Source organism: Psychrobacter sp. 1Y4, from assembly GCF_051847555.1.
Map to the genome: position 1 here is coordinate 113,762 of NZ_JBPYDE010000001.1, position 24,590 is coordinate 138,351.

General features: G+C 43.5%; 18 protein-coding genes. 10 read left to right on the top strand and 8 right to left on the bottom strand.

The features are described 5' to 3' along the window. Positions 1-4: 4 nt before the first annotated feature. The 6 genes from ACS8FC_RS00530 (at position 5) to ACS8FC_RS00555 (ending at position 8,389) form a co-directional block, all read left to right on the top strand. Positions 5-4,063, top strand: coding sequence for a pilus assembly protein (locus ACS8FC_RS00530; RefSeq protein WP_439295551.1), 4,059 nt, complete (start codon positions 5-7; stop codon positions 4,061-4,063). 12 nt (positions 4,064-4,075) lie between these two features. After that, positions 4,076-4,666 (top strand): type IV pilin protein, encoded by a 591-nt coding sequence (locus ACS8FC_RS00535; RefSeq protein WP_439295552.1) that lies wholly within the window; start codon positions 4,076-4,078, stop codon positions 4,664-4,666. Next, positions 4,666-5,103 (top strand): type IV pilin protein, encoded by a 438-nt coding sequence (locus tag ACS8FC_RS00540; protein ID WP_439295553.1) that lies wholly within the window; start codon positions 4,666-4,668, stop codon positions 5,101-5,103. Before ACS8FC_RS00535 ends, ACS8FC_RS00540 begins: the two co-directional genes overlap by 1 nt. A gap of 536 nt (positions 5,104-5,639) precedes the next feature. Further along, complete coding sequence (locus ACS8FC_RS00545) at positions 5,640-6,107, top strand: pilin (RefSeq protein ID WP_439295554.1); 468 nt, start codon at positions 5,640-5,642, stop codon at positions 6,105-6,107. Positions 6,108-6,309: 202 nt separating this feature from the next. Beyond that, positions 6,310-6,672, top strand: coding sequence for a prepilin-type N-terminal cleavage/methylation domain-containing protein (locus ACS8FC_RS00550; RefSeq protein WP_439295555.1), 363 nt, complete (start codon positions 6,310-6,312; stop codon positions 6,670-6,672). A 229-nt stretch (positions 6,673-6,901) separates the two neighbouring features. Next, positions 6,902-8,389, top strand: a complete 1,488-nt coding sequence (locus ACS8FC_RS00555) for a fused MFS/spermidine synthase (RefSeq protein ID WP_439295556.1) — start codon at positions 6,902-6,904, stop codon at positions 8,387-8,389. Positions 8,390-8,661: 272 nt separating this feature from the next. On the opposite strand, the gene ACS8FC_RS00560 is transcribed toward ACS8FC_RS00555, so the two are convergent. From ACS8FC_RS00560 to mutS, 3 genes are all read right to left on the bottom strand, one after another. After that, a complete protein-coding gene (locus ACS8FC_RS00560; protein ID WP_439295557.1) occupies positions 8,662-9,195 on the bottom strand; it encodes an REP-associated tyrosine transposase in 534 nt (177 codons plus the stop codon). A 210-nt stretch (positions 9,196-9,405) separates the two neighbouring features. After that, entirely contained in the window at positions 9,406-9,729 is a 324-nt protein-coding gene (gene fdxA, locus ACS8FC_RS00565) for a ferredoxin FdxA (protein WP_299185756.1), read from the bottom strand. Between the two features lie 96 nt (positions 9,730-9,825). Further along, the gene (gene mutS / locus ACS8FC_RS00570; RefSeq protein ID WP_439295558.1) at positions 9,826-13,044 is read right to left on the bottom strand and encodes a DNA mismatch repair protein MutS; all 3,219 of its coding nucleotides are present in this window, start codon (positions 13,042-13,044) and stop codon (positions 9,826-9,828) included. A gap of 187 nt (positions 13,045-13,231) precedes the next feature. Between mutS and ACS8FC_RS00575 the strand changes: the two genes are divergently transcribed. The 3 genes from ACS8FC_RS00575 to ACS8FC_RS00585 all read left to right on the top strand — a co-directional run bounded on the left by ACS8FC_RS00575 (position 13,232) and on the right by ACS8FC_RS00585 (position 17,087). Next, a complete protein-coding gene (locus tag ACS8FC_RS00575) occupies positions 13,232-13,420 on the top strand; it encodes a hypothetical protein (RefSeq protein ID WP_439295559.1) in 189 nt (62 codons plus the stop codon). A gap of 90 nt (positions 13,421-13,510) precedes the next feature. Further along, positions 13,511-16,333 (top strand): preprotein translocase subunit SecA, encoded by a 2,823-nt coding sequence (gene secA / locus ACS8FC_RS00580; protein WP_439295560.1) that lies wholly within the window; start codon positions 13,511-13,513, stop codon positions 16,331-16,333. A gap of 220 nt (positions 16,334-16,553) precedes the next feature. After that, on the top strand, positions 16,554-17,087 hold the full coding sequence (locus tag ACS8FC_RS00585) for a hypothetical protein (protein ID WP_439262892.1): 534 nt from the start codon (positions 16,554-16,556) through the stop codon (positions 17,085-17,087). Positions 17,088-17,210: 123 nt separating this feature from the next. Here ACS8FC_RS00585 and ACS8FC_RS00590 read toward each other — a convergent pair whose 3' ends face one another. From ACS8FC_RS00590 to ACS8FC_RS00610, 5 genes are all read right to left on the bottom strand, one after another. Beyond that, entirely contained in the window at positions 17,211-17,855 is a 645-nt protein-coding gene (locus ACS8FC_RS00590; RefSeq protein ID WP_439295561.1) for a YsnF/AvaK domain-containing protein, read from the bottom strand. A 194-nt stretch (positions 17,856-18,049) separates the two neighbouring features. Further along, on the bottom strand, positions 18,050-18,898 hold the full coding sequence (locus tag ACS8FC_RS00595; RefSeq protein ID WP_439262889.1) for a DUF2382 domain-containing protein: 849 nt from the start codon (positions 18,896-18,898) through the stop codon (positions 18,050-18,052). Between the two features lie 531 nt (positions 18,899-19,429). Then, positions 19,430-20,611, bottom strand: coding sequence for a thiolase family protein (locus tag ACS8FC_RS00600; protein ID WP_439295562.1), 1,182 nt, complete (start codon positions 20,609-20,611; stop codon positions 19,430-19,432). A gap of 163 nt (positions 20,612-20,774) precedes the next feature. Further along, complete coding sequence (locus tag ACS8FC_RS00605) at positions 20,775-22,121, bottom strand: homoserine dehydrogenase (protein WP_439262885.1); 1,347 nt, start codon at positions 22,119-22,121, stop codon at positions 20,775-20,777. Between the two features lie 179 nt (positions 22,122-22,300). Then, positions 22,301-23,167, bottom strand: coding sequence for a DsbC family protein (locus tag ACS8FC_RS00610; RefSeq protein ID WP_439295563.1), 867 nt, complete (start codon positions 23,165-23,167; stop codon positions 22,301-22,303). Positions 23,168-23,573: 406 nt separating this feature from the next. Between ACS8FC_RS00610 and ACS8FC_RS00615 the strand changes: the two genes are divergently transcribed. After that, positions 23,574-24,494, top strand: a complete 921-nt coding sequence (locus ACS8FC_RS00615) for a DUF808 domain-containing protein (protein ID WP_299185740.1) — start codon at positions 23,574-23,576, stop codon at positions 24,492-24,494. Positions 24,495-24,590: the final 96 nt, after the last annotated feature.

The following is a 24,590-nucleotide window of genomic DNA, read 5'->3' on the forward strand; positions in this document are numbered from 1 at the left end:
CAACATGAAAAAGCTCAATTCATTATCAGTACAACCCTGTACTCCTCAGACGTTGTTTAAAGTCACAGCGCTTACATTGGCATTATCTACTATTGGTATGGCTACCAAGTCTCAAGCGGCAGTTAGTTATGACGCCAGAGGGGTTGCAAGCTATAACACTTTGGGAGATCTGTCGATCTACCAACCTCCTGTGGGCGAGATTCAACCCACAGTTATGCTGATGCTTGATAAGTCAGGCAGTATGGACAGTAGAAGCTTATGGGATGACTATGGTAGCAAAGATTATCAATACGACCCTTTTACAATAGTAGAAAATAGAGAACAAACAAGAACAGAGTTTGTTTGTACTAAATATAACTGGAAAGGGAAATGTACTCGAGGGTATTACAGAGATTATACTGTTATTGTGCCTACCAATGTAACCTACAACTATCAAACACCTAATTTAAAAGGCGATAACAATAAACCTTGCTATTATCGGGAAACAAATAACTCAAATGTTAAGATAAACTTTATCAGTGAGTCCCGTAACGATGATGGCGAGAGCTATAACATCAATTATTGTATAGACACTAGTACTGAAGATACCCGCACGGTCACTGAGATTGCTGCGCGTGATGTACCAACCAACTGGCGCTTGGATAGAATGAGTGCGTTAAAGGTCGCCGTATTTAAACTGCTTCGTAACCCGAGAATGGACAGTAGTGTCAGTATGGGTGCAGGCGCGTATGGCTACAATAATGCGCGCTATGGAAAGATAGGCGTTGCTGCTAAGCCTTTAAATGATGATCAAAAAGAGGACATAAGAGAATACGTAGCAGATGTATCTCCTAGTGGTGGTACACCGATTGCTAGGGCCTTTGCAGAAGCAGGCGCTTATGTAATGGGTACTTCTACTGCTGCAGGTACAAGTACCTATAGCGGTTTTTTGAACACGACCAACGATGGTGTTATTCGTAACAACAACAATTATATCAAGCCAGAAAGCTCACAATGTGCTGGTACTGGTGTATACATGTTGACAGATGGTGAGCCTAACAACGGAGCAAACTATACTCAGTATATAATGAATGCAACGCTGACCAATCAAAGTTTTCAATGTAGCGGTTTAATGAACAATACGGGTGCTGCTGCTGGGAGTAACGCACGCTGGGATTGTATCGGTGACTATGCTAAGGCATTAAATGATAAAGGCATTAAAACGGCTATGGTAGGTTTTGGTAGTAGTTTTGATGTTTTTAATAATTCTGATAATTACCAGTCAATACAAGCAACTCTGCATGATGGCACGCCTTATGAGAAAAAGTACTACCGCTGTGATCTATTAACCAATAAAGATGCGCAGAATTCATGTAATTTAGGTATGGAATCTAAGGATACCAAGACAGGCTTTAACGGTTATGCTGGTGTGGGCGGCTTTGGTGAGGGTGGCTTTTATTATGCCAAGGACTCAAAAGACATCGTCAATAGTGTGTTGTCCTTTGTGACCAAGCTCGATAACGAGTTAGCCAGTATACCCTCGGGCACGATTACCATTCCTCAAGATCCATTAAGTGCACAAAACGTTCAACCTTATGCTTATCTGCCGATGCTTGAGCCCAAAGTAGGCTCTAATCTTATGGTATGGCCAGGCAACCTAAAGAAGTATGAAGTCAATCAAGGTACGCTATACGGTAAGTCCGCAAAGGGCACCACTGCTGATACACGCCTATACGTCAACATCGATAAAGACGGTAATATCGATACAACAGGGAAAAAGTTCCCAGCAGATCTAAATCCAAATGCTCGTGATCTATGGAGCACCAAAAACTATCAAAGTGTCGATAGTAATGGTAATACGATCAATGTTAATGATCGCATCACCGCAGGCGGGTTTTACGCACAACTAAAGTCACCAACCGCCGCCAATAATACTACTCGCGCCGTCTATGTCGAGAGTGGCACTGGACTTAAAAAAGTAGCAGTGACTGCTGGTAAGTTAGTAGGATTTGATGAATTAGATAGCAGCTATGGCGCAGCAGAGAAGCTATATCTACTTAGCTTTTTGGGCTATGACATCAATATTGATACCGCTTTAATCAATAAGATAAACGCAGCTGGCAATCAAGAAACTGAGCTTGCAAAGCTGATTACCTCTCCTAGCGGCGACGTTAAGGTCTTGGGCGGGGTACTACATTCCAAGCCAACCGTAGTCAGCTATGGCGGCAATATCAACTCACCTGATAAAGACAGCGATGGCAATGGCGTCATCGATGCTGATGCAGGTCAAATCTCCACCGACCCAAGTGATCGTAATGACTACGTGATGTTTGGTTCTATGGAAGGCGCGCTGCATTTGGCAAAGTCTGCAACTGGTGAAGAAGCCCTCGCTTTTGTCCCAAAGGTACTCATAAAAAGCCAACTAAAAGCCTTAAAAGATGCAGCGATAAATACCGATGCGAAGACAAAAACGCCAGTATTTGGGGTGGATGCGCCATGGACATCAACGGGCGAGTACAAATATAGCTTCGCTGCTGATGGTAGTGGTTCTGTCTCTGCCAGTAGTATGAAAGTATATGGCGGCTTGAGCAAAGGTGGGGTAGGCCTATACGGGCTCGACGTAAGCACGATGACCAAGCCAAGCAAGCTGTTTACGATCAATGATACAACGTCAGGCTATAGCCGTATGGGTATGATTATGTCAAAGCCTGTCGTCGGTAAAGTCAAGATAGGCGCTGGTAAAAACGCTATCAAAGACGTCATCATCTTCGCTGGTGGCTATGACAAATGTTATGAAGACCCTACCTTTAAACTAAACTCTATTACCAATAATATTGAAGGCTGTAGCAGTATTGCTCAAGCAAAAGGCAATGCGATATATATTGCCGATGCAGATACAGGAGCGCTGATTGCTTCGATATCAGGCGCGACGACAGGTGGCAAAAACGTCAGCGTATCCTCTATGAAGCATAGTATCGTCAGTGAAATTACGACGCTAGATCGTGACAACGATGGACTCATTGATCATTTATACTTCGGAGATTTGGGCGGTCAGTTATACCGCGTCGATCTGCAGAACGGTCAAAGCATCAGCTCAAGTACAGGTCTCAATACCTTTGTGCGCCGCGTCGTACGAGTGCTAAATACCAGTGGTGATAGCATTAGTGATTTGACCTCAAAGTTATTGGTCAATAAAGGTCTACAATACCGATTTTACGCCCAGCCATCAGTCAGCTTCTTTCAGCCTGATGGTGCCAATACACAGCGTATAGCTGTAGTAAATATCGCCTCAGGAGATCGTAGTAGTCCATTATCACGTCATCGTAATAGCCTATTAGAGTCCAATCGAGTCTTTGGCATCATAGATAGAGATATCGTCGATCAAAACTTATACGGTAATAATATCGCTTTAGAAGCAGACGATCTGACATTGAATGACTTGGCATCACTACCTTTCGACAAGATAACGACGCCTACAGACATTGTTTCCCCAATACCAAAAACCAAGTCTGGGGTGATATCTGCCCTAAAAAACGGTGTCTTGCAAGGCTGGAGCTATCCGTTGACCTATTTTGATGGTTATTCAAACATCAAACACGTCAAAAGCATGGGAGATGGCTTAGCGATGGGCGGTATTTACTATATGACCGCCTATAGCCCCGAGATGCAGTATGACACGACCGTCAATACCTGCTCAGCTCAAGTAGTTGGTGGCTCTGAGCGTCAATTGTATTGCTTGCCGTGGGGAGTCTGTGAAGATGATACTTCCAAAAATGGCACAGGCGGGTTTGTACGTGCAGGTAAAGGCATACAAGAGCTATCACTAGGCGCTTTTAGTAAAGACTTTACCAATGTGCAAGTCCTGATAGGCAACCAAACATTCTCCGAACAAGCTGTCGATCAAAATCGTAGTGGCTACGGTGATAGAAGCTTTTTGGATACCACGCCCGACGTCTTACCGCATAATGTCAATGGCAGCGGCAGACCCTCTGATACAGATGGTATGGGATCAGCAGGTATATTCGGTAATACGAGCGGCTATGTGCTTGACACCCAGCGCTGGTATCGAAAGTCCTCTGACTAGGATAAAACGATTATGCATCATAAGTATATCCTACCCAATAATAGCGCTCCTCGAGGCGCTCATAATCAAGGCTTTACTCTGATTGAGCTTATGATTGTGGTCATGATTATCGGAGTATTAGCAGCGATTGCCGTGCCTTCTTATCGTCAATATGTCATACGTAATGCCGAGCTTGAAACACAGTCGCAAATGAAGCGCTTAGAGATAGAGCTGAACCGCTGGCGAGCCTCGGCATTAACTTATAAAGGCTTTGTCCCCAAAAAGAGCATCAATGCAAACGGAGAGATGACTTACGGGTTTGATGAATCTGACAATAAAACCATTTATCTGCCAAAAGGCAGCAATGCGACCAACTATCGCTACAAGATCAGTCTGGTCGATGGGACTGATACAACCAAAAGCCTAGTCGCTACGCAGACAGGTGGCAATGTAAGCAATGCCGTTGGTCGCTCTTGGAAGATGATGGCAGAGCCCAATAGCAACTATGCATCCGCCAAAAAAATCCTATTAAGTAGCAACGGCATACAGTGCAAAACTAAAAATAATGACAGTAGTGTCACTCTCGCCTCTAGTGATTGTGGTAGCTATTCGGAGAGCTGGTAATGCAAACAAAAGATAGTAATAAAGGCTTTACCCTGATTGAGCTGATGATCGTCGTCGCTATCATCGGCATACTCGCAGCCATCGCTTTGCCTAGCTATCAAGGCTATACCATCAAGACCAAACGCGGGGACATGATGACTGAGATGCAAAACATCGCCTCCGAGATTCAAAGTCGCAAATTGGCACAAGGTAGCTATGACGCTATCAGTAGCGGTGTGAATACAGATTTGGCTGGCGACTATCCCAAGCAAGGCGATGCTCTTTATACTATCGCTATTACGCCCAACCCGCTTACCGCCAAATGGCGTATTACCGCTACGCCAAAAGCTGGTACTCAGATGGCAAATGACGGTGCATTAAGCCTTAATTATCAAGGCAATAAATGCCGTAACGTCAATAATGTCGCAACTTGCGGTACAGGCGATGAGTGGAATTAGCTCTTATCGTTAGCTTTATACCACAATTGATACGCCCGCCATCAACCCATCCTGACACAAAATGTCATCTCTCCAATCTAGACCAAAGTACCTTTTTTGGAGAGTGACAATTTGCTGCAACAATTTAGTAACATTATCATGATGATAAAAATGGTGACAAAATTTGTTACTAGTATTTAGTCCTTATTTACCTATTAATTCTATTTTAATTTAGCTTACCATTCGTTTTTTAGTAGTTAGTTATCTTAAATAACTTTTATAATCTAATAATATTTAACTATATTTTTACCGTTCAATCGCTAAATAAAACCGCTTATCTTAAGCACGGATAATGACACACTGAGTGTGAGCAAAATAATCAAATCTCGACCCCTCTCCTTTAAAAAGTTGGCACAGTACCTGCAACACTCCTGTTAAGAGTCATATTAAGACAGCATGCGCTATATGGTAGCGTGCATTTTATATCACTGACAGCAGGTATCTACGCCCAACTAATATATGGCGACGCTGTCAACCTATTATCTAAAGGAGTTCTTATGAACGCTACTACACAAAAAGGTTTTACCCTTATCGAGCTAATGATCGTTGTTGCGATCATCGGTATTCTAGCTGCGATCGCTATTCCCCAGTATCAGAACTATACAGTTAAAGCAAAAGTTGGAAAAGCTCTTACAGCTGCTCAAACTTTAAAAACTGAGGTTGCTTTGTGTGCTCAAGAAACAGGCGCATTAACTGATTGTGATAGTGGTTCTAACGGAATTACAGCAGATGCTAGTTTTACAGCAACTCAAGAAGTAGCTTCTGTTGCTACAGAGAATGGTGTGATTGTAATGACCTTAGCTACAGGAATTAACAGTGGTGGAGTAGATGGCAAAAAAATAGCGTTTACTCCTACGTTAGGTAGTACTGGTATTACTTGGTGTAATTCTACAACTGTAACTCAAACGACGGCTAAAGACTTAATCGAAGGCAATAGTGTAGGTACATGTACTGCTCCAACTTAAAATATTGGTAATTCTAGTTAAAAACTAGTAAGGGTGGGCCGAACTTTTAGCCCAGCTCACAATATGAGCGTACTACTTAAAAAGCCAAACATCATGTTTGGCTTTTTTATATTTAAAAACCCATTAGTACTAAATAGACAATCATATTGGCATAGTTTCTGCTTTATACCTTACTCATTAAATACAACTTTAGTCGAATATAATGACTCAACAATTACAAAAAGGTTTTACAGTCGTAGAGATGATGATTGTAGTGGTTATCATTGGTTTATTGGCTGCGATTGCGACTCCTATTTATACGCAATATATTTCTAAAGCCAAACAAAGCGCTTGTTTATCAGAAGTCAAAGGGTATAGTAATAAGGTGTTTTATACGCTCAAAGACGAAAATAATACTAGTGTATCAATAATTGCTCCAGTTATAAGTGCTTGTCAATCCATAACCGATGCTACAGGCTGGACACTAGAGACTCAACAAAAAATCATAGCGACTGCTAAACAACCTTCAAATGTTCGTATTGAATGTGATATTCCTAACGGTTCGCCGTGTCGTATACTGCCTTAGTTGGCGTAGGCTGAGTTTTTAACCCAGCTTTTTTATTCTGCAAGTTCACGATGCTGGGTTAAAAACCCAGCCTACAAAAAACCCTACTCAATATCTCAAAAGCCAAACGTCACGTTGGCTTTTTTTATTTATAAATCCTCATAGGTAACTAACCATAGCTACCATCCCATCTAATAATAAGAATAGTGTAAACTCTGCATAATTGCTCACCCCTATAATGATTCAGCTTATGCAAAAAAAAGTCTTAATGATATGTTTGGTCATTGCGCTACTTGAAGGCTTTGCTGGTCTTGGTATCGAGATTTATGCCATTCGTATATCAGCCACCTATATTGGCTCATCCATCTCCATCACTGGCGTTATACTGGCAATGGTACTGATCGCCATCGCCGTTGGCTACTGGTATGGCGGGCGCTTATCGCAAGCAGTATACACCCCAAGGCAAGCGTTACTAAAGGCAGGCTATGTGTTGTCATTGTCCGCCATCTCTCATGCCATCGCCTGTATTATTCAGTTGCCCCTACTGGCAGCCATGACATCCAGTACCGACAGCCCTATCATCGCCGCAATCGGTGTCGGGTTGCTGTTCGGGGTAGGGCTAGCGTTTGGCTCAACTGCCATTCCTCTTATTACTCAGTTTTTGTCATTGAAATACAAAAATGACGATGGTGTTGACGCGGGCAAAAACGCTGGCACGATGGTAGCGATTACCACGGTAGGTAGCGTACTTGGCTCAACCGTGACGCCGATTTTTTTGTTGCCTTATATTGGGCTTATGAGTAGCTTGGCGCTATTTATAGCGTCATTGGCATTTAGTGCATGGCTCTGTACCAAGCTTGCCATCCAAATAGAGAGCGACGAGCCGATCAAGCCGTCTGATCATGTCACCAACTATTTGCTCTTTACCTCGGCACTAGTCATGACGGCGGCGTTTATTATGATGAACAGAGTGGATACTGGCTACCAGACCGCGACAGGGGCTTGGTTTATCAAAGATACGCTGGCGGGTAGAGACTTGGCAGTCACTATCACTGACAAGCCAGGACAGTCGACGAGTAGCTGCTGGGTATACGCCACCAAAAAAAACTGTCATTGGTATGGTGAGATTGCCGTAGAAGCCATCGGACAAACCAAGCCCGAGACCTTGGTGTTTTTGGGTGGTGCAGGTATGGGCACACCAAGTGAAGTGGCACATTACAATCCCGAGATGGCGCTTACCGTTATCGACATTGACAAAGACTTACCAAAGATTATCGAAAAACACTTTTTAAAAGCACCCATCGCGGCAAATATTGAGTTTATAGGCGATGATGCTCGAGGCTATTTGACCCGAAATAAAGAAGCCCGTTATGATTTTATGCTCATTGATGCCTTTCAAGGTCAACATGTTGCGAGTAATCTGTACACGCTTGAAGCGTTGACACAGTTCAAAGCCAACAGTAACGATATCATGGCAAATATCATCGGCATACCGCGAAAGGAGCATGGCTATACCCAAACCATTCTCAAAAATTGGCAAGAAGTATTTGGAGATACCGCCTACGTGCTGACCAAATACGACAGTGTCAATCTACAAAATATCATGCTATGTAATTTTGCCTGTCCTGGTAGTCAAAAGCTGGCTCAATCTGGATTTTTTAATGCGCAGCAACCCGTGCATACTGATGATTTGCCTAGGTTAGATAGGTATTATTATCGGTCTATAAAGAGTCTATAAAAAAACCATCTAACGTTATCATATCGTTAAATGGTTTTTAGATTTAAAAAGCAGCGAGAGAGTAGGGCTTGCAAGGAAAATTCTTTAAATAGGATTTTCTATTAGCATAATACAAAGTGGCGGAATACGTTTTAACAAAATTCTTGTTAAGAATTTGATAAAACTAACCCACCCTACGAAAGGTTAATTTTGTTAATTTGACTATGTAGGGTGGGTTAGCGCAGCGTAACCCGCCTTTGTTAGTAGCAAAAGATCAATTAACCCAAAATTTATTATTCTCCAATAGCTTCATTATCAAATGCTTCCGTAGCCCAATCCTTAGCATACCTTCCTTTTTTAACCTCATGCAAAAAACTAGAATACGCCCAATCAGTGGCACAACTTACCAGCTTATGTTTGACAGGGTTAAAGTGAATATAGTCCATATGATTATTAAAATCTAACTCATCACGTATCGTATGTTTCCAATATCGCCGTTGCCAAACGCCAGTTTCTTTACGATTGGTGCGACTGATACTGCTCGTTTGTTTGAGCGATTGAGGCAGTTGACGACTAAAGTGACTTTTAAATAGCCTGATACGGGCAGGATAATTATCGTCGTTGTTGGGCATCGTCCATAGCGCATGAATATGATCGGGAAGTATTACCATAGCCTCACTAGTAAAAGGTAGTTTTGACTGAGTTTTCCTATAAGCCTGTCTTAATTCATCGATGTAGTCAGTCAAAAGAGAGCTGCGTCTATCATTTAGACAAAACGTGAAAAAATAAGTTGCCCCAGCTTGTCTATTTCTACGATAGTTTTTCATGGGTTCTACGAAAAAGTTAATTATAATAAAACAATATTATCATGATTAAAATTTAGCTATTTCTATAATTTCATTTTGAATAACGTCTGGCGGGTTACGCTTTGCTAACCTACCCTACAATATAGCTTATCAAAAGCCTTTCAATAAAAAAGGCTATAGCAAAAAGCTACAGCCTCTATATCATTAAGAGTAATTATCTAATAAATCAATCTACTTCTCAAGATACTGAATCTTACCCTCGACACCGTCCCACTTTTCAGCGTCTGGCATAGGCGGCTTCATCTCCGTGATGTTTGGCCACTTTTGCGCCAGCTCTTCGTTCAGCTCAATGAATATCTCTTGCCCTTTAGGCACTTCATCTTCTGAGAAGATCGCATTGGCTGGGCATTCAGGCTCGCATAGTGCGCAGTCGATGCACTCATCAGGATCAATGACAAGGAAGTTTGGCCCTTCATAAAAGCAGTCCACAGGGCAGACTTCCACACAGTCAGTATGTTTACAAAGAATACAATTATCTGCAACGACGAAGGTCATATTGAGGTCTACCTGTTATTGATTCGGCTAATGCCTGAATAGAATAATGAAAATAATGCATATTTTAGCGCTTTTAAACGATTTTAACAAACCCCTTTAGCGACTGATGCGTTGTCTAAGATCGTACAATAAGTCATGAGCTTGCTTGGGCGTTAGACTGTCAGGATCAGTATTTATCAGCTCGTCATATAAGCTAAGCAATTGTTTTTGTTGTTTATTATCTGCTAGATAACTTGCCTGTGCATTGGTTTCTACAGTCGCCTCAGTTATATCACTTTGATCGAATGTCTGGCCTTTATCATTTGCCGACTTAGTTAATTCAGTTTTGTCATCAGTGCTTTTGGTCTGCTCAGACCTTAAGTTGTCGATAAGATAACGTTTGGCATCGTTTAGCACTTGTGCTGGTATGCCTGCCATCTTGGCGACATGCAACCCAAAGCTGGAGCTTGCCGCGCCCTCACGGATTTGATGTAGCAGTAATAGCTGCCCATCAACGTCGCTTGCCGCGACATGCACATTGCGAATCTTGTCGTTTTTATTTGTCAGCTCATCGTTTGATAGTTCGTTGTCTGCCTGCTTATTATTTGCCAGCTCGTTGTTTGCCAGGGCAGTCAGCTCAAAATAATGAGTGGCAAACAAGGTCAAGCAACCAATCTCAAGTAGCCGATTGACGCAAGCGTGTGCAATAGCAAGCCCATCAGTGGTTGCCGTACCGCGGCCGACTTCATCCATGAGTACCAGTGATCTATCTGTTGCCAAGTTCAAAATATTGGCGGTTTCGATCATCTCCACCATAAAGGTAGATTTGCCGCCAGCCAGATCATCGGCAGAACCAATACGAGTAAAAATCCGGTCGATATCACCGATAAGAGCGTGTTCAGCCGGTACAAAGCTGCCGCAATGAGCGAGTAGCACGATCAGGGCAGTCTGACGCATATAGGTCGATTTGCCGCCCATATTAGGGCCAGTAATGATTAATAAGCGTTCGGGATGCTCATCGCTGCCAAGCGCGCAGTCGTTGGCAACGAAATGGCTAGGATGGTCATTTTGCGTGTTTTGTTGGTGCGTATTGGCTGGATTTAACGCCGCTTCGACAACGACGTGACGACCTTGACGGATATCGATGCTGGTTTGGCTTTGCGCTTGATCTGACCGTTGGCTTTGAGCCTGACTTTGATTAGCGCCGTCAAAGTTCAGCTGGTTTTGCTGAGCGTTACTGTTTTTATTGTCTTCTTTTTTTGCATTTTTACTATTTATAACGCTATTTGATGCGCCATCATGCATGACTGGACGTTGCCAGTTATGAGTCATAGCCAGCTGCGCCCAATTGCTAAGGACGTCTATCTGAGCGATAGCGGCGCTTAACTGTTGTAGCTCGGTTAAATGGTCGCTAAGCGTGGTCAGCAATTGCTGATATAGCTGTTTTTCTCGCGCCAGTGCCAAGGTTTGTGCGCTTAGATATTCGGTTTCGACGGTTTTTAATTCATCAGTGATAAAGCGTTCAGCGTTTTTGAGTGTTTGGCGACGGATAAAGTGACTGGGCGCATTTTGAGCCTGCATCTTGGGCAGCTCAAAATAAAAGCCACTGACTTTATTAAAGCCGACTTTTAGACTTGGCAGCTGACACTCTTGCCGCATACGTTCTGCCATCTCATCAAGGGTCGCTTGGATATTGTCATGCAGATGGGTCAAGCGATCAAAGTCTTCATCATAACCCGCTGCAAGCATACCGCCATCACGGATATGAGCAGGTGGCTCTATGACAATAGCGCGCTCGATAAGGTCGGCGACGGCTTGTACGGTTGGCAGCTGAGTGGGCAGTTGCTGCATCAGCATCGGTAGTAATCCTGTGTGCTCAGGATGGATGCCCGCTTCGGTCAGTAGCGTCGTTAGATGATTGCTACTGGCAATCCCATCGGCGAGCTTACGTAGATCGCGCGGTTTGGCACTCATCAGACCGATACGACTGCTAATACGCTCGATATCACCAATGGCATTGAGGGTGTCGCGTAAGTGTGTGACTAAGTGTGTGATTAATATCGCATTTTTATTGGATAAATGGTTTTTTGCACTGTCTACTTCTATTAGGCTGGCTATCGCATCCAAGCGCTGGTTGATACGAGTATGTAAGCGTAGTGGACGCTTCATTTGCTGTACCAATAACCGTCGTCCCATGGGCGTTTTGCAGTGATTGAGTACCGATATCAGAGACGTTCCATTCGCACTAACAGGCGTAAACAATTCAAGATTTTGCTGGCTGTTGGCATCGATAATCAGATAGTCGTCACTGTGTTCAACGATAAGCTGGTTGACCTGCGGCACTTGGCGCTGCTGCGTTTGGCGTGCATAATGTATCAGCGCAGCACAGCTAGATTGACTGAGGGGCGCATCACTAATACCCAAACCATCTAAGCGCTGTACGTCAAACTGCTGACACAGCGTTGCGGTCGCGTGCTCACGGTGGAAGTCATTGGCCGCCACTTCGATGATAGGGCAGTCGAGATGACTACGTAACCACAGTAGCCAGTCTTCACTGGTGGCTTCACTGATGATACACTCACTAGGGGCAAAGCGTGCCAAGACAGTGAGCATTTGCGCTTGTAGCGTTGCTATATCACTATTCTCTCCAGTTGCAACGCTTGTACTACTATCCACACTTAGGGTTTGAGTGGTGAGCGTCCCTGCCGTCAAGTCCAGTTGACTGATTGCAGCTTGGATAGGCAGTTTACGATCTTTTGCCTTTGGATTCGGTGTGGCGATGTCGATGGCGACGACAGTAGGCGTCTGATTGGGCGCGATAAGTGCATCATCGGTTATCGTCCCAGCAGTCAGCGTCTTGACCACTTCGCGGCGCATGATGGTGGGCGGCTTAGCCTTAGCGGCTTTAGTGCTACCTTTATTGTGTAGCGTATTATCTTTTTTGCTTTTTTCGCCGATGCTTGGATAAGAGTTGCTATCGGCTGCCTCATCGATTTGCTCACAGACCACCACCGTTTGCCCAGCGGCAATGAGCCGTGCCATGTAGCTATCTGCAGCATGAAAGGGTACACCTGCCATCGCGATAGTGTTGCCGGCTTTGTCAGTGCCGCGGCGCGTTAAAGTAATGTCCAATATCTGCGCGGCACGCTTGGCATCATCAAAAAACAGCTCATAAAAATCGCCCATTCGATAGAGCAACAAGGCATTTGGGTAGCGCGCTTTCATGGTCAGATACTGCACCATCATTGGCGTATGATGGGCCAAATCGTAGACAGCATCGCCTATGGTTAGGGTTTTGGAGGTGGCATGGTTTACATCAAGTGGTTTAGCAGACATTCATGTTCTCTTATATTGCTTGGCTTAAATATTGCTGATAAAAGGTATAGAGTTGGGTACACGGTAGGTAGATAACAGCGCTTGGCGATAGCCAAATATTTACCATTTTAACATGACCTGCCGCGTTTCAGCGCTGGCAAATATCCGCCGGTTGCCCTTGTATTCATCCGCGCCATAACCATATATAATGACGGCACATTTTATTGGCGATGCTTCATCAGATAGTACTGGGTCGGATGATGATAGGACGGCGGGTAAAGCTTTGGCTACTATAGTCGATGCACTTTACAAGCGGCATAGTGCTGTTAAGACATGGGTTTTTGGTACGAAGACACGCTTGCAAGCAATGTACAACGACGATTTATATCTATCATAAGTGACTATGCATTTGGCGTCACTTATCGATTTTGTGTTGTGCTGACTATATTTACGCTAATTATCGAATATTTCCATAGGTTAAAAAATTATGTTATCAAAGATTGTAGGCAGTGTGGTTGGCACCAAAAATGACCGCGAACTAAAACGTATGCGTAAGGTGGTCACCAAGATTAATGCCCAAGAGGCTGGCGTGCAAGCTCTGTCTGATGAACAATTACAACAAAAAACAGAAGCGTTCAAAGCGCGCTTTCAAAAAGGTGAGAGCTTAGATGCGCTATTGCCTGAAGCGTTTGCCGTCTGCCGTGAAGCGTCACTGCGGGTCAATGGCATGCGTCACTATGATGTGCAGCTGATCGGTGGTATCACCTTGCACGAAGGCAAAATCGCTGAGATGAAGACCGGTGAGGGTAAAACCTTGATGGCGACCTTGGCGATTTATCTAAATGCTATTAGTAGTAAAGGTGTCCACGTGGTCACGGTCAACGATTACTTGGCCGCTCGTGATGCGGACTTGAACCGTCCACTATTTAACTTTTTGGGACTGACGGTTGGAGTGATTTACTCACAGCAACCAGCACAAGAAAAGGTCGATGCTTATCAAGCGGACATCACTTATGGTACCAATAACGAGTACGGTTTTGATTATCTGCGTGACAATATGGTCTTTAGTCTCAGCGAGAAAAAGCAGCGCCCGCTGAACTTTTGTATCATTGATGAGATTGACTCTATCTTAATCGATGAGGCGCGTACGCCTTTGATCATCTCAGGTCAAGCCGAGGATTCATCAAGGATGTATGCACTGATTAATACTATTATTCCGGTGCTTGTGCGCTCAAAAGATGAAGAAGCCAATAAGAATAATGAAGATGAAGATTTTTGGATTGATGAAAAAAACCGTCAAATCGAAATCAGCGAAAAAGGCTACGAAAAGATTGAGAGTTTCTTAATCGAAGTAGGCGAGCTTGGTGAAAATGAGAGTCTGTATAGTCCAAGCCGTTTACCCTTATTAGCTCACGTACAAGCGGCTATTCGCGCCCATCACATATTTGTCAAAAACGTGCACTATATCGTCGATGAAGGCGAAGTGGTCATCGTTGACGAAAATACGGGCCGTACGATGCCAGGTCGTCGCTGGTCAGAAGGTCTGCATCAGGCGGTCGAAGCCAAAGAAAACGTCGAGATTCAAGCCGAAAACCAGACGCTTGCAACCACAACTTTCCAGAACTTTTTCCGTTTATACGACAAGTTATCAGGTATGACCGGCACGGCCGATACCGAAGCGGCAGAATTTAAGTCGACGTATGATTTGGAAGTGATTGTCATCCCAACCCATAAGCCCATAGCCCGGGTCGATATGGATGATCAGATATTTTTGACCAAACTGGGTAAATACAAAGGCATTATTCGCGAGATTAAAGAGATACAGGATAAAGGCGCGCCAGTGCTAGTCGGTACAGCGACGATTGAAGCCAGTGAAGAGTTATCTTATTTGCTCGATCAAGAAGGCGTTAAGCATAACGTCCTAAATGCCAAGCAGCATGAGCGCGAGGCTGATATCATCGCGCAGGCGGGTAGCCCAAAATCCGTTACTATTGCAACCAACATGGCAGGCCGCGGTACCGATATCATCTTGGGTGGTAACTGGCAGTCATTTATTGAAGACATAGACTCAGTCAGTGCTGATGAGATGCAACGCCTAAAAGCCCAATGGCAAATCAAGCACGATCAAGTGGTCGCCGCAGGTGGTTTGCATATTATCGGCTCTGAGCGCCACGAGTCTCGTCGTATCGATAACCAGCTACGTGGCCGTGCCGGTCGTCAGGGTGACCCTGGTATGTCGCGCTTTTTCTTATCGCTTGAAGACGATCTCATGCGTATCTTTGCTGGTGATCGCGTGGTCAATATGATGCGTGCTATGGGTCTCAAAGAAGACGAAGCTATCGAACATAAGATGGTGTCAAAGTCGATTGAAAACGCTCAGGGTAAGGTTGAGAGCCGAGATTTTGATGCGCGTAAAAACTTGCTAAAGTATGATGACGTGGCCAATGAGCAGCGTAAAGTTATTTATGCTCAGCGTGATGATTTGCTCGATGATATGGATTTACTGGATGCCATCGAAGTGATGCATCATGAAGTCTATAATGCCATGATTAATCAATTTATCCCGCCAGGTTCTGTCGATGATCAGTGGAATGTTGATGGATTAGAAGATGAGCTTGAAGAAGAGTTCAAAGTCTACATGCCACTCAATGATTGGCTCGATGAAGACCGTCGTCTTGATGAAGAAGGCTTGCGAGCAAAAATTATCGAAACAGCACTAGCGCATTATCATGGTCGCCGTGAGCAAATGGGCGACCAAAGCGCCGCCCAGCTTGAGCGTCACTTTATGCTTCAAAGCCTTGATAAGCATTGGAAAGAGCATTTAACACAGATGGATCAGCTACGTAAAGGCATTCACTTGCGTGGCTATGCACAAAAGAACCCTGAGCAAGAATATAAGCGTGAGTCCTTTGAGCTGTTTCAGATGATGCTAGGTGCTATCAAATCAGAGACAGTGCAAGATCTATCACGTGTCCATATTCCAACTAAAGAAGAGTTAGAAGCACTAGAAGCGCAGCAACGTGCAGATGCTGAGCGCATGAAAATGCAGTTCGAGCATAACGATGTCGATAACTTATCAGGTGAACCGCAGCCAACGCCGCGCCCTCAAAACCCAGGTGAACGGGCAAACGGTCAGATGCGTGTCAATCTTGCTGGAGGCGTAGCAGCAGGCGCAAGTGCAGGAGTCAGTATTCCTGATAATGCAAATGACGCTGAGCCAAACCCGTATGCCGGTATGAATATCAGCCGTAACGCGCCTTGTCCTTGTGGCTCTAGTCTAAAATACAAACAATGCCATGGAAAAATCTAACACCAAAATTTATACCTAATTGCTTATTTTAATTACCTATCCCTGTTAGCAGTGATAGGTATTTTTATGCAAGATCATTGGCTGCTTAACGTAGGCTATGGATAGACCTATATGATTATCAAATAAGAATTTTGATAATTTGTCATGACTGTTTACAAATTCAACATAGGCGAATATAGGCGGACACGCTATAGTATTTACCATAACAATCTGGGAGACAATGATGAATCTAGGACAATTAAAACAATTACGTATGACGGCCTTGATGACAGGTTTACTCGCTAGTGCGATTAGCATCAGTGCTTGTCAGCAGCAGCAAGAGCCAGAGCCGAGCCTAGAGGATAGCATCAACGCTGAAGAGTCAGTACCAATGTCGGCTGATCCAGCAGACCCTAGTGATACCGTCGTCGCGACTGAGGATGCTTCGTTAAATGAAGTACAGGATGATACGATTGCCAATGTTAATACTGATCTGACTCAAATAACTTATTTGTGTACACCTGCTTTAAAAGTTGAAGCGACTTATAAAGATGAAACCAATCAAGTGGTTATCGGTACTGATATGGGTACAGTTACATTGATGCAAACCAATGAAGGCACCAACCCTGAAGTATTTGAAGTTGATACAGCTATGGATGGTGGTCAAGGCTTTACTCAGTGGCGCGTGGCACACGAAGAGCGTGCAACAGGCGTCATGCGTACAGCAGGCGAGGACGAAACGGATATCAGTACTTACGAGTGTAATAAGACCTAGGCATTAATAGCCGTATACTTTAATTCTGACATAAAAAAAGCAACGTTCACGTTGCTTTTTTTATATTCTAACTTTCAACTTTAACACGCTTATTTTTAATAAATAAGTTTGCTTCGGGTAGGACTAGTCTTTACGAACACGAGAAGTTTCGTGCTCTAAAAACCCTTCCTCGGTTACATCTAGTTCTTCGTGTTGTAGCTCAACTTGGATACTGTCTGTATGCGTATGCGTGGTCTTATTGACTTCGATTTCTTGAATAGCATAAGTATCTTTTGTAATGGTTGCCACTTGACGTGATAAAACGATTTCAACAGGAGCATCGCCAACTTCTATTTGTTTACCATTGATAGTGACTACCGCCTTACTATCTAATGAGGGTTCAACATGGCGTAAAATGTCTTTTTCATCATAGTTACCTGATAGCAGATCTTGGCTTTCAGCATCGTTGTACTCAGTGCGAATCGTGACATACTCTTCTACTAGCTCAATTGGCACTTCAATAGACTTGGTACGGGTATGCTTAGTCACTGTCACTTTACCGACGTCTAGGCGCTCCTTGTTGATGACTGGACGCTCTTCTAGTAATTCTAAACGGTTACTAATAGCACTGCTATCCGTAGTATGCGGCGCTGCCAGTTTATTCTCTCCTGCATGATCCTCTAGCTTTGCCGTAGACGCTGATAGCGGTGTCGTACCCGCTCGTTGGTTTTCGCTTTCGTTTGCACTGTACTTATTATTGGTCTCTTTTTCGTGGTTAGTATTCATCATTACGTTCCTTATTATTGGCAAGTATTTTACTAATATGATTAGATAACGACATATAAGCCTATTATTCATGGGAAAGACATAAAAAAAGGCCAGAGACAAACTCTGACCTTAATTCGCTAAGGATGATTACTTAGCTATATATTCACGCTACCTAATCGCAGTTATCATATTAGGATAAACGATAGATCAGAATATTACATACCACGTGCGCTACGTACATCTTCAGCAGTGATACCATCACGGTCTACGATGTTACCTTCACGGTCAACAACATTACCATCACGGTCAATATCTAGCTCTTCACGCTGAATAGTTTCTACGATGGTTTCAGTGTGACGCTCAGTGGTCTTACCGACATTAACTTCTTCTGAAACATAAGTCTCTTTGTTAACACGAGCACGTTCAGCTTCTAGTTCAACTTCGATAGTCTCGTTATCAGTCACGTCACCAATGCGACGCTCTGATGGACGATCTACAGTAGTACGTTGAATGTTAGCATGCTCTTCTTCAAGATCTACTTCAACGTTACGCTCTTCAGTCACAACATGCTTGCCGACTTTTACTAGGCCTGCAACGATACGATCTTTATTTACTGTCAGACGCTCTTCTAGTAGTTCTAGCGTGTTTGGTGCATCATAAGCATGGTCTGCAACTTCCATACGCTCTTCTGCTGGTACAGTGTCAGCTACAAATGCTTGACGATCTTTTTCGTACTGCTCTTTATAGCTATACTGATAGTCATGATCATACTCTTCCATGGCATCAGCTTGTGCTTTGGTTAAACTATCAAAGAATACATCATCACCAACAATACGCGCTAAACCCGCTGGTACTAAAACTTCTTTTGAGCTAAACCAGCCGCCTGCGTCAACGATTAGATAGCGAATACGGCCAGTAGTATCTTCTACTAGTGCGCCATCGATCTTACCGATTTTTTCTTCATTGACACCGTAAGCAGTTTTGCCTGTTGGGTCATAATAGTCATCACCAATAAGGTCACGATGAGTTGCTTGGATGTCTTGTAAGCGAATTAGTTGGCTCATTATTGTCTTCCTTTTATATGAGTAAATGGTTATTTATAAATAAAATAGTAGCGTCAAAAAATAACGCCAATGATAAATATGTCGTTGAATAAGTCAGAATACACCGACTCTTCCTCTACTTCATTATTTGCAGTTATAAGTAGTGAATTCAGTCAGTAACGATAAAGAATCATGCTTATCATTGTTGACTGACAACTAAACAGTGACTGCATCAACTTGTAACTATCGTAACATCGCGATTTTACTCGAGATATAGAAACAAGGTAGCAAAATGTGCAACTGACGTAATTGCGTGTAATAGGCTGTAAGTGTCATAACATCAATTGGGTATAAGTTAACGCATTTTTACACACATAAATATTAACCATATTGTTGTATGCCATGCACAAAAAAAACCGTACTATTGATTAATAGTACGGTTATGGAGTTATCAGTATCAAAATGATAAGTATTACACAGTCATCTGACTAGATGCATTGTGACGACATATCCAATAGCGTCATAATAAAAGCTTTTGACAATGTCTTTTGATTAAGACAACTCAATAGCTACTGCTACCGCTTCACCGCCACCGATACATAAGGTTGCAATACCTTTTTTACCACCAGTGCGCTGTAATGAGTTGATAAGCGTGATCAGGATACGAGCGCCTGAGCAACCTACAGGATGACCTAAAGCACAAGCACCGCCCTCGATATTAACCTTTGCATGATCAATGTCTAACGCATCCATCGTCGCCATAGTAACCATGGCAAAGGCTTCGTTGATCTCCCAAAGATCGACGTCTTCAACTGACCAATCTGCGTTAGCCAATACTTTTTCGATCGCACCAATCGGAGCAATGGTAAATTCACTTGGATGACGTGAGTTAGAAGCAGTCGCAATAATACGGGCTTGGTAGTCTAGACCTTCAGACTGCGCTTGTGACTCTTTCATCATCACGACAGCAGCAGCACCGTCTGAGATTGAGCTGGCATTAGCTGCAGTGATGGTGCCTTCTTTGGCGAACGCAGGACGTAGGTTAGGAATACGATCTGCATTAGAAAGACCTGGCTCTTCATCATCCTCGACCGTTTGTTCGCCTTTACGAGTCTCAAAAGTGACAGGCTCAATCTCGTTTTTGAAATGACCCTCTTTAATCGCAGTCAACGCACGATTTAGTGATTCAATCGCAAACTCGTCCATTTGTTCACGCGTATAGCCTTTTTCATCGGCCATTTCTTGCGCAAACTGACCCATCAAGCGACCAGTCTCTGCATCTTCTAAACCATCTAAGAACATATGATCTTTGACTTCTTTATGCCCCATGCGATAGCCACCACGTGCCCCTGGCATAATATATGGCGCATTAGTCATCGACTCCATACCACCAGCGACAGCCACATTAAAGCTACCTGCTTTGATACCATCATGCGCCTGCATAACCGCTTTTAGACCCGAACCACAAAGTTTGTTGATCGTCACGGCGCCAGTCTCATCAGGTAGACCTGCCTGACGCATGGCTTGACGAGCAGGGCCTTGACCCAATCCAGCGGTCAAGATACATCCCATAATGACTTCATCAATATTGTCACTGCTCACACCTGAACGTTCAACGGCTGCTTTGATAGCTGTCGCACCTAACTCTGTAGCACTGACATCTTTTAAAGCGCCTTGAAAACTGCCCATTGGCGTACGCGCACCATTAATAATTACAATTGCATCGTTCGACATCGTTATTCTGCCTCATTTACCTGTTTTAAATTAAAACTCAGCGCTTTAGATGAACACTGTGCCTCACTAATCGTTAATAAAGAATCATTATTATAATGTGCATTGTTAAGATAAAAATCAAGGTTTACTAAGATAACTCACTGGTCACTACTGATTTATATCATCAGGCCAACTCGTCTAAGCGAATACGGACGACTTTATCAGCAACCGCAGTCAATTTTTCGATCTTTTCAATCGCCAGATTCATCTGACTTTCAATGACTGGTAATGTCAAAATAATGACAGGTACTTGTCCAAGTTTGTGAGCAGGTTTTTGTAAAATAGCGTCGATATTGATACCAGCATCACTTAAGATGCGAGTGATATCCGCCAATACGCCTGGGTTGTCATAAGCGTGTACACGCAGATAATAGCCTGTTATCATCTGCTCGGCACGTAAGACAGGCGTATCACATAGCTCTTCCGGCATAAACGCCAAATGAGGCACATGATTACTGTGCTCGCTATGACTGTTACGATCGTTGGGGCCTAATACACGTACAAGATCCATGACATCTGCCATTACTGCTGAGGCGGTAGCGCCTGCGCCTGCGCCATCACCGCAATACAGCGTTTGTCCTAGAGGATGTGAGTTCACCAGTACCGCGTTTTTTACCCCATTCACATTGGCAAGTAAAGCGTCTTGCGGGATCAATGTTGGATGTACGCGTAGCTCAATGCCAGCGCTGCCTTGTGGATCATCTTTACTACTCCGGCGAACGGCAAAGCCCAAATGCTTGATACGATAGCCCAGCTCTTCAGCGTAGTTGACGTCTTGTAGCGTAATACCAGTGATACCTTCGCAATATACTTTGTCAAACTGTAATGGAATGCCAAAGGCGATAGAGGCGAGTAGAGCAAGCTTGTGAGCAGCATCAATACCTTCAACATCAAATGTCGGGTCTGCCTCAGCATAGCCAAGCTCTTGTGCTTCTGCCAAAACGTCTTTAAATGGACGCCCTTTATCACGCATCTCAGTCATGATGAAGTTACCAGTACCGTTGATGATACCAGCTAACCAATCTATTTTATTGGCGGCAAGTGCTTCGCGCATAACCTTGATAATAGGAATACCACCTGCCACTGCTGCCTCATAAGCCACGTGCACATGATTGGCCTCCGCCAACGCAAATATCTCATTGCCATGCTCAGCAAGTAACGCCTTGTTGGCTGTAACGACGTGTTTACCATTCTTAATGGCATGCATAATAATGTCTTTGGCAAGAGTTGTACCACCAATGACTTCGATGACAATATCGACGTTGTCACTTGCAGCAATTGCCATCAAATCATCGTTTTGGACGATACTAGGGTCGATATCATCACGCTGACGACGTGTACCAACTTCGGTAATAATAATGTCGCGTCCACTACGACGTTTAAGCTCAGCTAAGTTATCATTGATTAGATTGACCACGCCAGTACCGACGGTACCTAGGCCAAGTATCGCTAGTTTGATGGATTTACTCACAGTATCCTCAGAAAATTAAATGATAGTAAATTATATAAGATGAAAACATGGCTCTTGTAACGTTAACTATTACCAATAAAGCCATTTTTATATAGCATCTCACCGTATCATACCGACAAGCAATTGTGACGTCTACCTAAGCTGACTGTTGCTAAAGCCGATGATATTATAGTAGGCGATTAGCTGGCATCGATCGCTGTCTGTGCCAATTGTTTAGCTGGTAGATAACCACCAATCTGCTGACCAGATTCAGTAAAGATGGCAGGCGTTCCGCGTACACCAAGACGGGCGCCCAATTCTATTTGCTCTTTTACTGGACTCTCACAGCTAGGAGCCATGACATTGGCGCCTGATTTTGCCTGATTCATAGCCGCAACGCGATCTTCACTACACCAAATGGCTTCCATTTTGGGAATGCTTCCTTCGCTACGAGGCCAAGCTAGGTAACGAACCTCAATCCCTAGCGCATTGAGCTCATCCATTTCTGAATGCAATTTAGTGCAGTAAGGACAATCAGCATCGGTAAAAGAGTACACCACTGACTTAGTCTCGCCTTTAGCTGGATAAATAATCATGTCTTTTTTGTCTACAGCTTTGAGCGCCTCTTGCGCAGTGCGAGCAACTAACGCACCACTAATATCGACAGGTTCGCCTTGTCCGACAGAGATGATCTGACCTTGAATGATATGTTTGCCTGACTTATCAGTAAAAAATGCTGGCAACCCTTCAGCGGTTACCCAATAAATACCATCCATCTCTGTTGGTACTGCGGAGACAATTTTTTCGTCGATACCAGACGCTCCTAGGTTCGATTGCAATGCTGTAACGACCGATTGATCACTATCGGCAGCAGGTTTGGAGGTGCTGGTTGTACTACTTGCCTTTGTGCTACTTACCACACTGGTCTTGCTGGTAGTATCGGCAGTATTGTTTGAGCAGCCTGTCGCGACAGTAACTAGTAGCGCACTGATAATGGCGCCTGAGAGCTTACGACGAGTAGAGATGTTAGCAGGCTTTAGGCTAGTAGATACAGAGGGTAAGGACATACGGCATTTCCTATAAACGGACGCGCTTGATCATGATTGTAATAAAAACTCAGTATAAAGACAGACGATATAAGTCTCTTTATTTATCAGCAGTCAAACGAATAAATTCTAAGCTACAACACTCTGGCTATGATGACGAATCATCTCAATTATAAAGTAAGCAGTGAGTCATAACATAAATAGTGATAAAGTGCCATATACTAACATATTTTTATAAATGACAGTCAAAACCAAAACTTACTTAACTAATAATTTGGTAATGATCGAACAAAAAAGTAAAATAAGCTACATTCCTACTATTTCATATGTTGCAGTAGCTCAGTAGGCTACAGTAAACAAGACAAATCAACATGATCAATTTTAATACTTATTAACTATTTGAGCGATTTTACGCTAAGGAGAGAGCATGGCAGGTGCCAGTTTATTAACCCTACTTGATGATATCAGTGTGATATTAGATGATGTTTCAGTAATGACTAAGGTTGCGGCCAAAAAGACCGCTGGTGTATTGGGTGACGATCTTGCGCTAAACGCTGAACAGGTCACTGGTGTCAAAGCCAATCGCGAGTTGCCAGTTGTTTGGGCGGTAGCAAAAGGTTCCTTTGTTAATAAACTTATCTTGGTGCCAGCTGCGCTGCTTATCAGTGCCGTTTACCCACCATTGGTAACCTTTTTATTAATGTGCGGTGGTTTATTTTTGGTTTATGAAGGCGCTGAAAAAGTTATCCATAGATTTTGGCCACATGCTTTGCCGCATGACGAAGAACAAAGTGCGCGTCGCCTTGCCAATGCCGATGAAACAGTGGATTTGGTGGCATTTGAAAAAGAAAAAATCAAAGGCGCGATACGTACAGATTTTATTTTATCAGCAGAGATTATTGTCATCGCTTTGGGGTCAACGGCGAGTGCCACATTGTTAGAGCGTAGTCTGGTATTGTCTATTTTAGCGATTGCTATCACGGTTGGTATTTATGGTTTGGTTGCCGGTATTGTCAAAATAGATGACGCAGGCTTGCATTTAATGGAGCAAGAAAGCAGTTTTAAACAAAAGCTTGGCAAGGTGATGTTTGCAGCTGCACCAAAATTGATGAAGTTTCTATCTATCGCTGGCACGTTGGCGATGTTCTTAGTGGGCGGCGGTATTTTAGTGCACGGTATCAGTTTTTTACATCATGGAGTAGAGGATCTGGCGCACTTAACCGGCATTTTTGAAAGTGTGACGACAGCGCTGTTAAATGGTTTGATAGGCTTTATTATTGGTGCGGTAGTGGTCGCTATCTTTACTATGGTCAATAAGTTACGCGGTAACGGAGCTTCCGCTCATTAAAGCGTCATAGCACTAACACTATCTGATTACTATATAAACATTAAAAAGCCCCAAAGTTACTGGTAACTTTGGGGCTTTTTAAATTATAAGTATAAA